This window comes from Sphingobacterium puteale (assembly GCF_003627955.1).
GTDB lineage: Bacteria > Bacteroidota > Bacteroidia > Sphingobacteriales > Sphingobacteriaceae > Sphingobacterium > Sphingobacterium puteale.
Genome location: NZ_RBWS01000011.1, coordinates 109,565 through 122,085, shown reverse-complemented (window position 1 = coordinate 122,085; position 12,521 = coordinate 109,565). Strand labels below are relative to the sequence as shown.

The window sequence follows — 12,521 nt, the reverse complement described above, 5'->3', positions numbered from 1 at the left end:
GGCGGACTTAACTGTTATACAGCAAAACAACAACGCAAAAGACGTGAGAGAACCGTTAAAAATAGATGACGACCTACTGAAAAGATACACCAAGGGCCAATGTACCGATAGTGAGGCAGCTTTTGTCGAAGACTGGTACATCGCTCAGGCCGAACAGCTTCCGGAATTCGATCTGAGTACCCCGGAGCTGCAGGCAGATATTGCAGACAGCTGGGGCCGTATCCATTCTCACATACATTCTCCAAAACAACCCCATACTGCATGGCGAAAATGGATTGCCGCAGCAGCCTCCATAGCCATCATCGGACTCGCTTCATACTACCTCTCTATTGAGCAAAAGCCTACTTTTAATTATCAGGACAGTTCGGTCCAAACCACAGCTGACAAACAATCATCAGCCACCCGCGCGAATACTGCGTCCATACACCCGGCGAGCAGCGGTGCGGTCTTACAGTTGTCAAATGGCGAACAAATCGCACTTAATCGCAGTAATGGGTCTTCCAGTCGCAAGGATCACGATATCCTCATCGACTGGAGTGACACCGACCAGCTCGTTTACCAGACAGACGGGTCAAAAAATGGCTCCCACGCGATGTTGAGCAACACGCTCATCGTTCCCAAAGGATATACCTACAAGATCGTGCTGGCAGATGGTACACGGGTAACGCTTAATGCAGACAGCAAGCTGATCTTTCCGATACAGTTTACGGGCAGTACACGCGAAGTGACGCTGGAAGGTGAAGGTTATTTCGAGGTCAGCAAGCGTCAGATCAGCTCCGGTGGCCGGATGATCAAACAGGAATTTATCGTCCATGCAGGCCAAAATGCAGTGCAGGTTCTGGGCACTAAATTCAACGTTAAGGCCTATAGGGAAGACAAACAGAATAGCTTTACTCTGGAAGAGGGATCCATCGCGCTGAACAATCCGGCCAATCCGGCACCGATACTTCTTAAGCCCGGCCAGAAAATTGTACAGACGGGCAAAGAATTCGAACTCCTGGAAGTCGATCTTTCCAAAGATCTTTCTTGGAAAAACGGCGATTTTTACTTTGATTCTGCCTCCGTCCGGGAGATCATGGACCAAATATCCCGTTGGTACAATATTGAAGTAGAATACCTCGGCCCTGTCGGACAGCAGCGCTATATCAGCACCATATCCCGAAAGAAGACTTTACAACAAGTACTCGAAATACTGGAAACCACGACAGGAATCAAATTTGATATCCGCAACAACGAAAAAGAAAGGAGGCTGATGGTCATACCCTAACAAACCAAACACCTGTGGTTTCAAAAAATCTAGAGGCGTTGCACCGCCCCTAGAATTGATTTTTTGAATTCACGCCTAGCATTTATTACGAAAATTATGAACTGCATGACATGTCTCCTTGTCAAGAGGGACATGTATGTCCAAAAATCAACAAACAAATGTATCAATATTTTTTTGCTAACGAAAAGTATAAGGTAAATCAACCGATCCACAGACCGCCTGTCTTTTCCAACTTTATAATCAAATTGCTTATGCGATTTCAATTATTCTGCATTTTGTTTTTGGTTTTGTTTTTACAAACAGCCACAGCCCTGCACGGCCAAAACAAAATTAACCTAAATGTCAAACGTGCCAGCTTGGAAGAAATCCTTCAACAAGTGCGGTCGCAGACCGGATACGATTACGTGATCCGTCCCGAACACAATAGATCGTTCTCGCCTTTAACCATTAGTTTAAACGAACTGGAGCTTTCGGAAGTGCTCGGACTCTGTTTTCAGGGACAGCCTTTAGGCTTTATCGTCCGCAACAATACGATCATCGTGACGGACAGCCAACAGCAACGGACGATCAATGGTATCGTGACGGATACGCAACAGAAGCCACTTGCGGGCGCCACTGTACGTATAAAAGGCACCCATAATCAGACCCTGACCAACAGCAAAGGAGTGTTCGTCCTGGCCAATGTGCCCAGCAATGCTGTTCTTGAAATCAGCTATCTGGGATACGAACTGCGTCAGATCGACCTCAGCGGCACCCCAGCCAGCAACCTAGGCCCCCTATTTGTCCTCAAGCCGCAGATCGCGGCATTAGATGAGGTATCCGTCATGGCCAACACCGGCTACCAGAAACTTGATCCCGGCAAAACCACAGGCTCGCTTGTGGTCATCGATGAAAAGAAAATTCAGCAAAGTCCTGCGTTGAGCCTAATGGAACGGCTCGAGGGGCAGATACCGGGCGTTCAGTTTGACACCAAAACCCATAGTATCCTGGTGCGTTCACCCAATACCTTTTCAGGTTCGACGAGTACGCCGCTGATTGTCATCGACGGCTTTCCGGCCATGGAACAACAGCTGACTGCCAATCCAACGGGATCTGGCAACCGTCTTTCAGCCACGGGCAGCAGTGCGGGCATACTCAACAATTTCAATCCCGATGACATCGCCAGCATCACTGTCCTGAAGGATGCAGCGGCAGCTTCCATCTGGGGATCCAGGGCAGCCAATGGGGTTATTGTGATCGAAACGAAAGCTGGTAAAATGGGCAAAAACACTATCAATTTCTCTTCAATTTTCGGGACCTCCGCCCCGCCCAGCCTGCACGATCTGCGCACCATGAACGCCTCTGAATATATCGATTTCGAAAAGGAAATGTTTGACAACAACTTCTACTACGATCCGACTTCAGGCTGGCGGGCCCCCAACAGATCCGACGCCATTATGACCATGTTCCGTACCAAACGGGGAGAGATCAGCCTCGCCGAGCAAAACAGCATACTCAGCCAGCTGGCACAGACCGACAACCGGCAGCAAATCCGAAACGAACTGCTGCAGGCGGCTCAGAATCAACAGTACAACTTGTCTTTTAATGGAGCCGTACAGGGCGCCCGTTATTATGCCTCTGCGGTATATTCAAAAGACAGACCTATATACCGTGAAAACAATACCAATAATATGTCGTTGACATTCAATGTCGAAAACAGTTATTTTAACCAAAGACTTAAAGTAGCCCTAGGCATCAATCATACCATTCAGAAAAGCAATGTTAACGGTGCTGCGATCAGCGCCATCAGTCCCGGGACTTTTGGCCTCACGCCCTACAATCTGCTGCTGGATCAGAATGGACAGCGCATCAGCCGCTATTATGCTTTCACACCAACCGTTGCGCAAGAGCGCTTCGAAAGCCAGGGTTATCTGCCCTGGTCATATAACCACATCGACGAACTCACGCAGAGCAACGATCATTATGACAATAACCTGACCCGCTTTACAGGGCAATTATCCTATCGTGCCTACAGCTGGCTGAACGCAACACTGTCGGGTTCTTACCAGAAAGGGCTCCGCAATATGCAGAGCCTGCGCGACAAGAACAGTTATGAGATGCGCGACCTCATCAATACCGGCACCACAGTAAATAGCGGCGGAAAGCTGATATACGGGGTTCCACTAGGCGGTAAATATGTCACCTCAAACAACAAAATGGATGACTATTCGTTACGTTTCCAGCTCGATGGCTCCAAAACATTCCACGATATTCATCAAGTTGACGTATTTGCAGGTAGTGAAATCCGTCAGAGTCAGGCAATGGGTTATCTGCAGACACGATATGGATTCGACAAAGATACCTACCAGTCCACGGTTATCAATCCAACAGTTCCCTATAAAGATATATATGGAGGCAGCAAAACGCTGAATATACAAGATGCACCGATCAATATTGACCGCATACGTTATCTGAGCTATTACGCCAATGCGGGATACACCCTCCTTTCGAAGTACTTTCTAAGCAGTAGCATACGCTTTGACGATGCTACAATCATCGGCGTAGACCGGTCCAAACGTGCAAAGCCTTTTTGGTCTGCGGGGCTACGCTGGGATCTGCACAAAGAGAACTTCATGAAAACCATCCCCTGGATCAATATGCTGAGCTGGCGCGGTAGTATCGGTACCGGAGGCTCAGTGCCAAAAGACGGCACTTCATTCACCCTGTATTCGGCTTCAATAACCGATTTCTTCACCCAGCTTCCCACCGGCTCCATTGTGATTCCGGCCAATCAGATGCTGGGCTGGGAAACCACACGGGCATTCAACACGGGGCTTGATCTCACCGCCATAAACAACAGGCTCACCATCAACCTCGATTACTACAGCAAAAGGTCTTACGGAATCGTTGCGTCAGTACCCTACAACTCTACCTACGGCTGGTCCAGTCTGTCCTTCAACACCTCCAATATGAAAAGCCATGGTATAGATATCAATATCCAGGGGCAGATCGTGCAGAAGGCCGGCTGGCAGTGGAATAGTGCACTTAATCTCTCGTACAGCGACAATAAAGTTACCGACGATCGTTTTCCGAATACACTCAAGACGCCGGAACAGACATCTACACCGATCGAGGGCTACCCTATTGATCAGCTCTTTGCCTACCGCTGGGCAGGCCTTGATAACAAAGGTAGATCACAAATCCGCGATGGACAGGGCAATATCCTGGATTCAGAAACGTCCACAGACGATTTTAGCCCTGCAGACCTGCTTTATATGGGCCGTATGAGCGCTCCCTATTTTGGCGGCTGGACCAACACCCTGTCCTACAAAAATTTCACGTTTACAGCACGCATGACCATGAAATTTGGACACAAAGTCCGCTGGAAGGAGGTCAACTCCACACAATACCCGAGCAATACAGCAGGCTTTGATGGATACCTGCCCAATAGCAAGGCCCTGGTAGACCGTTGGCGCCAGCCCGGAGACGAGGCCCATACCGATATTCCCGGCGTCATCAATACCAATATCAATAGTATACAGCGCTTTGAACTTGCAGATATCAACGTGATTGACGCCAGCCACATCCGCCTGCAGATGCTTTCCTTAAATTATAGCTTTCCGGCCAGTATGCTGGGCAACAACAGGACCATCAAATCGCTGAGTATTGGTGCCACGGCAACCAACCTGGGGCTTTTCTGGAAAAAGACCGGCCGCGATGTTGACCCAGAGTATATGTTTGACGGCAGCTACAGCAGCATGCCACCGGTCACAAGTTATGTATTCCGCGTTAATATGGGTTTTTAACTACTATGATGAACATGAAAAAGAGAATTATTGCATTCAGCCTCGCTGCATTGATGACCACCGGTATGGTATCCTGCCGGAAGTTTGTGGAGATTGACCTTGTGGGTAAGCGCGAACTAAAATATACACAGGACTACCAGAGTTTGCTCAACAACAGTACAACAGTGGAGAAATCCTACTACTGGCCCGTGCTGGCAAGCGATGACATCTACGGGTCTGACGAAGCCTACCTCAATACCTTATCGTTAACCGATGCCAACGCCTATAGCTGGAAAAGTGATCTGGTGGGCGACAACAACGAAGATGCCGACTGGGCCGACCAGTACAAACAGATCTACCTCTTCAATCAGATCGCCGCAGAGATCATGGACAGCCAGGGGGGCAGCGAAGCACAGAAGAAAAATATACTGGCCCAGGCAAAGGTGCACCGCGCACTCAACTATTTTCACCTGGTCAATACGTATGCTAAGCAGTATCAAGAGACAAGCGCCGCCACAGACCTTGGGGTTCCTTTATTGACAAGTCCCGACCTCTATGCTAAACTGGACCGTAAATCAGTGGAAACAGTTTACAAGCAGATTATTGAAGACCTCAGTTCGGCCATTCCCGATCTTCCTGAACAGCCCGGTTTCAACATATTGGCGTCGCGCCCGGCAGCCGAGGCCATCCTTGCCCGTGTCTATCTGCAGATGCGCAATTACGGCAAAGCACTGCAGTACGCAGAACTGGTACTGGCCAGACCGCAATACAAGCTGATCGATCTCAATCAGTACAAAGCGGTGCCCAACACCTACCCCAATGTGCTTGACGATACGGAGGAGATCTTTATCAAAAGTCTGCGCAATACATTTCCCACCCTCTCGCTAAATCCTGCCTTGCTTGCGCTCTTCGAACCGGGCGATCTCCGGAGTACATTATTTACGGTAGACGGCAGTGTGTTTACCTGGACACCGTTCCAGGGTAAAGCCTACAACAAACACCGTATTATTTCGGCTAACGCCAAAATTACCAACGGGCCTACCCTTCCGGAGATGATGCTGATCAAAGCGGAAGCCTTAGCGCGCGATGCCGGGCGGTTTACGGAGGCTCTGGATATACTGAACACCCTGCGCAGCAAGCGGTTTGAACCGGATGCATACCAGCCACTTCAGATCACAGACCAGCAGTCGGTGCTCAAAGGGGTTATCAACGAACGGCGGAGAGAACTGATGGGCAAAGGTCTCCGCTGGTTTGACCAGAAGCGCTTAGCTGCCGAACCGGGCTTTATCAGCACGCAGACCCGCGTATATAAAGGTGAGTCATTCACCTTGGAGCCCAACAGCAACCGCTATGTGTTGCCTATCGCATCCAAGTACATTGTTCTCAATCCCGAAATTATTCAGAATCCGAGGTAACAAAGACATTATACATATCATACCCACTGTCAGCGTAAGTATCACCTACTTCGACTGACAGCAGGCAGGGTGTCCGGACAGCAGCGGACACCCTGCCCGGGATCACTCATACCAAATCAAAGATAAAAATGATCACAGCAAGCGACAGTCCTATTGTTCAGGTGGTAGACCTTTCCCACCGTTACAACGTCCAATGGGCCATCAGAGACATCAATTTTGAAGTACGCAAAAACGGCATTTATGGTCTTTTGGGCGCCAACGGAGCCGGAAAATCCACCACCATGAATATCATGTGCGGGGTGGTTAATCAATCCCACGGGGAAGTTTATATCCGGGGGATAAGCATGGCCCAGAACCCTGTGGAAGCCAAAAAGCACATCGGCTTCCTGCCGCAGCAGCCGCCCTTGCTCCCCGAACTTACGGTAGAGGAATACCTCATTCATACAGCCAATCTACGGCTCATGGAGCCGAACCAAATTCCGGCGGCCATCGAACGTGTGCTGTCCAAGTGCAGCATCGCACATTTTCGCCATCGCTTGCTCAAAAATCTGTCGGGCGGATACCAGCAACGCGTTGGCATAGCGCAGGCCATCATCCATGAACCCGATTTTGTGGTACTGGATGAGCCGACCAATGGCCTTGATCCCAATCAGATCCTTGACATCCGTCACCTGATCCGCGAGATTGCAGCCGAACGTACCGTAGTCCTGTCGACCCATATTCTCCAGGAAGTCCAGGCACTATGCGACCACATCTGGATGATCCATGAAGGCCGAATGATTTTCTCAGGATCGCTTGAAGAATTTGACAACCAGGTAGCACCCAACAGCGTCGTTGTCAGCCTGATATCACCACCTCCTGCAGAAGCTTTTCTACAGCTTCCGGGCTTTGTGGATATGGAGCCTCTCGGCAATATCAAATTTCGGATCCGCTCCACGAATACGCAAGAGCTCGTCGAAGCATTGGTCGAAAGGAGCGTACAGGAAAAATGGAACCTGATCGAAATTTATTCCGAAAAGAGCTCTCTGGAAACTGTATTTGCCGAGATGACCCGAAAAAAAAGAAAAGTTTAACTCAATCCAAACATGAAAACGACATTAAAAATAGCAAAAACAGAGCTGCAGGTGCTCTTTTATTCACCCGTCGCATGGCTTATCCTGATGATCTTCACATTCCAGATAGGCTATTTATTCGCCGGATCTTACGCGGGTATGGTACAGGTACAGTCCATGAAAATTGACCTTGTCAATGCGACAGAGAGTTTATTTTCATCTGCCTGGGGGGGCATTTATCCGAAAATACAGTCCTATCTGTACCTCTACATGCCCCTATTGACCATGAGCATCATGAGCAGGGAATACAGCAGCGGCTCAATTAAATTGCTATACTCCTCTCCCGTTACCAACAGCCAGATTATTCTAGGCAAGTATATCGCGCTGCTGCTGTTTGGTCTCGTACTCACACTTCTGGTGTCGCTGCTGATTATCTTTACCATGGGTACCCTGATCAATGCTGATATCGGCCCCATGCTTACCGGCCTATTGGGTCTTTTTCTGCTTTTGTCTGCATACGCAGCAGTCGGCCTCTTTATGTCCTCATTGACCAGTTATAATATCGTAGCTGCAATAGGAACCCTATGCGTATTTGCTATGATGAACTTCGCCAGAGGCCTCTGGCAGGACATCCCTTTTGTGCGCGAGATCACCTACTGGCTGGCGATCAACGGCCGGGCAGATACATTCATTGCCGGTATGGTCACCAGTGAAGATGTGCTTTACTTTCTGCTGGTCAACATCCTGTTTGTCAGCTTCACGATCTTCCGCCTGCAGGCCATACGTAAAAAACAGGCTACGGGCCAGAACCTGCTGAAATTTGGCGGCATCACCCTAGCGGTATTCCTGATCGGGTACCTGACCACATTGCCTTTCGTCAAATTTTATTATGACAGCACCTACCGCAAAAGCAATACCCTACGTCCCAGCAGCCAGGCGATCATGGCCAAACTTCAGGGCGGATTTAAGATTACCACCTATGTCAACATGCTTGACGCCAACAGCTTTATCGGCCTTCCTTCGTCGTATAAAAGCGACGTCGGTTCTTTTGAAAAGTATATCCGGTTTAAGCCGGAAATACAGATGGAATACGTGTACTACTATCATCACACTGAAAACCCGATTCTCGACCGTCAGTTTCCCAAGCTCAATGCCGAACAGCGGATAGATACCCTACGGAAGTTCAACAAGTGGAAATTTGACATCCTGCCTTACGCTGCCATTAAGAATCAGGTCGATCTCTCCACGGAGAATTATCGTTTTGTCCGTGTTCTCGAACGTGAAAATGGCCGCAAGACGTTTCTGCGTGTCTATGACGACATGCAGCGTGTGCCGTTGGAATCAGAGATCAGTGCAGCCATCAAGCGGCTGGTCATGGACGAACTTCCTATTGTGGGATTCGTGTCAGGGCATGGCGAACGCAACAGCAATTCTACACAGGACCGTGGCTACAAAACCATTACTCAGGAAAAGACCTTTCGTTATTCCATGATCAATCAGGGCTTTGATTTTAAAGAAATCGATCTTTCGAGGCCAGTTCCGGAGAATATCAATATCCTGATCATCGCAGAGCCGCGCCGGCCATACAACGAACAGGAACTGACCAACCTGCATAGCTATATCGCCAGTGGCCGCAATATGATGCTGGCCGGAGAACCGGGCCAGGAAGCTATTTTCAACCGGATCGCTGCACCACTGGGTCTGACCCTCGAGCCCGGTGTGCTGGTCAAACAGCAAGAAGCACTTCAGCCGGATCTGCTCACCCTAAAGCCGACGAAAGCCGGTGAGGAATTTTCCTACTACCTGGCGCCCATGAACCGCCGCGAAGAGGTGATCACGATGTCCGGAACAGCGGGCATCATCGTCTCGCCAGCCTCGCCGTTCCAATCCAAAGTACTCTTTGCAACCGATAGTAGCGGAACCTGGAATGAGCTCGAAAACCTCAATTTTATCGACGGTAAGCCGATGGTAAACCCCAGTGCTGGCGAACGTGAAGGCGCTCGTCCCACAGTCGTGGCACTATCCCGTAAAGTCGGAGCCAAGCAACAGAAAATCCTGGTCACCGGCGATGCCGACTGGATCAGCAACAGCGAACTATTTATTAAACGCAATCAGGTCAATGCCTCCAATTTCTCGTTGGTCAGTGCTGCGTTTTCCTGGCTCAGTGACGGTGAGGTGCCTGTCGACATGCGACTTCCCGATCCGATCGACAAAACGCTGCGCATCGGCGAAAGCACATGGACCTATTTTGAGTTACTTATCAAATTTATCATACCGCTGACCATGCTGGGTACCGGCATTGTCATCTGGATCAGAAGAAGAGGACGGTAAGCATGGGATTGATTATAGACAAGCAGACCAGAGACGACCTGTCGATCTTTGGGGCCAGAGGTGCAGAGTCCGTCTTTGGCATCTTCAACAAGACCACAACATCAGGTGGAGCCGAATTATTGGAAGAATGGTTTAACTACCCCCTATCCGATGCGCTGTCGATCGTCGACCGTACAGCAACGATCCGGTATTTTATGGAACAGTCCATGGCCTTTCCTTTCCAGTCCAGCTGGTTTGACCAGGCCCTGTTCTACCTCGATATGGCAGACGAGCGCAGCCGTCTGCAGGGGGGCAGCCTTTCGCTCAGAGAACGCTTTCAGCAGCTCGTCGGAGGCGACAGCGAGTACAAGAAGATCGTCGGAGGCATCATCGCCTGCAGCCAGATTATCCATTGCTGGAAGGATCTTATCCGACGTTCGCGGGCAGATCACTCCGAGAGCTATCAGAAAGAACTGAAAAAATGGGAATTGAAATATGCCGACAGTGGTCTGGAACAGATTCCGCTGCTTCAGGACAAACAGCGGCTGCAGCGCGAAATAGTCATCCAATATGACAACATCCTCCGGTTTGAGGAGAAAGAACTGCTGCTGAACATCTTACGCGATATATATACCTTTGATGTCTACAGGACCGTCGCTCAGGTCGCCCATGAGCGCCAATTTGTGGTTCCCATCGTCGACAGCAGCCAGCAGGATCAGCTCATTTTTGAAGGTGTATTCCATCCGCTCGTCGCCAATGCCAGAGGCAATGATCACGCCATGGATCGCCTTCACAATATCACTTTTCTGACGGGAGCGAACATGGCTGGTAAATCCACGTTTATGAAATCCCTGGGAATCGCTCTCTATCTGGCCCACGTAGGATTTCCGGTACCGGCTAAAAAACTGCTGTTCAGCCCACGAGATGGCATATTTACCTCGATCAACCTGCCGGACAACATCGCGATGGGCTATAGTCACTTTTTTGCTGAAGTGCTGCGCATCAAGAAAGTGGCCCAGCAGCTGGCCGAAGGCCGCAAGCTCTTTGTCATTTTCGATGAAATGTTTCGGGGCACCAATGTCAAAGATGCCCTCGAAGGTACCGTGGAGGTTGTCTCCCGTCTATACCAGCACCCCAGATGTCAGTTTGTACTTTCGACCCATATTCTGGAGGCCGGCGAACAGCTGAAGCAATCGCACGGCGACATCAGATTTGTCTTTCTGCCTACAGTCATGCAGCAGGGCCGCCCAAGTTATACCTATCACCTGCAACAGGGGATTTCGGCAGACAGACACGGCATGATCATCATAGAAAACGAAGGCATCATTGATCTATTAACTTCACAAAAACAACTGGACTCATGAGCTTCATTATTGATAAACAGACCCTTCAAGATCTCAATATTTCCGGAAAATATAAAAGGGACTCAATCTTTTCCCTTTACAATAAGACCGAGACCTTCGGCGGGGAGCAGCTGCTGGAAAAACTATTTGAGCAACCCCTCGCCGACAGCGAAGCTATCCGGCGGCGGAGCACACTCATTTCCTTTTTTCGGAGGCTACCCCGCCGGTTCCAAATCCGTCCGGAAGACCTCGATACCGCCCAGAGCTATACCAACAGTTACTCCGGCCGCGGTTTGAATGTCGCCCTGCTCCGTGCCGCCCGTCGGCAGCTGCTAGCTGTGCTCGGGCTGAAAGAAGAAAAAAAACATACCGAATCAGGCATCCGCGCAACATTCCGGATCATGCTTGAGCTCGCCAGCTACCTTTCACTCCTGCAGGAGCACGATACAGATGGTCTGCTTCAGGACAGCATATTCGAACAGTCATGGTTGCACAGCGAACACAGCCTGCTGCTGCAGCTGCAGCAGCAGATTGACTCACATACGGATACATTACCACTTGTTCTCGCTGCACGCTGCGACTATCAGCTGCGGTACAGATGGGCCAGGGAAATTCAGCAGAGTCTTTCCGCTATCTATCATATTGATCTGTATCAGTCCATTGCCGAGGTCGCCAACCAGCGTCATTTTGTACAGGCAGAGGTCCTGCCCCCAGATCAGCAGGCGATTGAACTGCACGAGGTATACCACCCTGCCATCCCCGATGCGGTGGGCAATGATCTGCAATTTAATGGCAGCCACAACCTGATCTTTCTGACCGGGGCCAACATGGCAGGCAAATCCACCTATATGAAGAGCTTTGGCATCGCGATCTACCTTGCCCATCTCGGCCTGCCCGTGGCGGCAGCTAAAATGCGCTTCTCAGTGAAAGACGGATTATATAGCTCCATCAATGTTGCCGACAACATCGATCTAGGCCACAGCCATTACTACGCTGAGGTACTCCGTGTCAAAAAGGTGGCGACCTATGTCAGTCAGGGCAAAAATATGGTCATCATTTTTGATGAACTCTTCAAGGGCACCAACGTCAAAGATGCCTTTGAAGCAACGCTCACGGTGACACGCGCTTTTCAGCAGCATCACAACTGCCAGTATCTGATTTCGACCCATATTGTTGAGGTCGGCGAGCAGCTGCAGCAGGACAACAGCAACATACAATTTGTCTATATGCCCACGACGATGCGTGGACAAGTTCCTTATTACAGCTACCGTTCAGCTAACGGAATCAGCAGCGATAAGCATGGTATGGTACTCATCCACAAAGAAAAAGTACTCGAATTATTAGAACAAAACAGCAAAAACATATAAGAT

General features: G+C 49.7%; 7 protein-coding genes. All 7 read left to right on the top strand.

Going from position 1 to position 12,521, the window contains the following annotated elements; translation table 11 throughout:
* Positions 1-43 precede the first annotated feature (43 nt).
* The 7 genes from D7322_RS15455 to D7322_RS15425 all read left to right on the top strand — a co-directional run bounded on the left by D7322_RS15455 (position 44) and on the right by D7322_RS15425 (position 12,518).
* Positions 44-1,267, top strand: coding sequence for a FecR family protein (locus D7322_RS15455; protein ID WP_121125193.1), 1,224 nt, complete (start codon positions 44-46; stop codon positions 1,265-1,267).
* A 251-nt stretch (positions 1,268-1,518) separates the two neighbouring features.
* The gene (locus D7322_RS15450; RefSeq protein ID WP_183078720.1) at positions 1,519-5,052 is read left to right on the top strand and encodes a SusC/RagA family TonB-linked outer membrane protein; all 3,534 of its coding nucleotides are present in this window, start codon (positions 1,519-1,521) and stop codon (positions 5,050-5,052) included.
* Positions 5,053-5,066: 14 nt separating this feature from the next.
* The gene (locus D7322_RS15445; protein ID WP_183078719.1) at positions 5,067-6,446 is read left to right on the top strand and encodes a RagB/SusD family nutrient uptake outer membrane protein; all 1,380 of its coding nucleotides are present in this window, start codon (positions 5,067-5,069) and stop codon (positions 6,444-6,446) included.
* A gap of 128 nt (positions 6,447-6,574) precedes the next feature.
* Positions 6,575-7,519 (top strand): ABC transporter ATP-binding protein, encoded by a 945-nt coding sequence (locus D7322_RS15440; protein ID WP_121125190.1) that lies wholly within the window; start codon positions 6,575-6,577, stop codon positions 7,517-7,519.
* Positions 7,520-7,531: 12 nt separating this feature from the next.
* Positions 7,532-9,829 carry a Gldg family protein gene (locus D7322_RS15435; protein WP_121125189.1) on the top strand — a complete coding sequence of 766 codons (2,298 nt, stop codon included), beginning with the start codon at positions 7,532-7,534 and terminating at the stop codon, positions 9,827-9,829.
* Positions 9,830-9,831: 2 nt separating this feature from the next.
* Positions 9,832-11,172 carry a MutS-related protein gene (locus D7322_RS15430; RefSeq protein ID WP_121125188.1) on the top strand — a complete coding sequence of 447 codons (1,341 nt, stop codon included), beginning with the start codon at positions 9,832-9,834 and terminating at the stop codon, positions 11,170-11,172.
* Entirely contained in the window at positions 11,169-12,518 is a 1,350-nt protein-coding gene (locus D7322_RS15425) for a MutS-related protein (RefSeq protein WP_121125187.1), read from the top strand. The genes D7322_RS15430 and D7322_RS15425 overlap by 4 nt, the downstream gene beginning before the upstream one ends.
* The last annotated feature ends 3 nt before the right edge of the window (positions 12,519-12,521 follow it).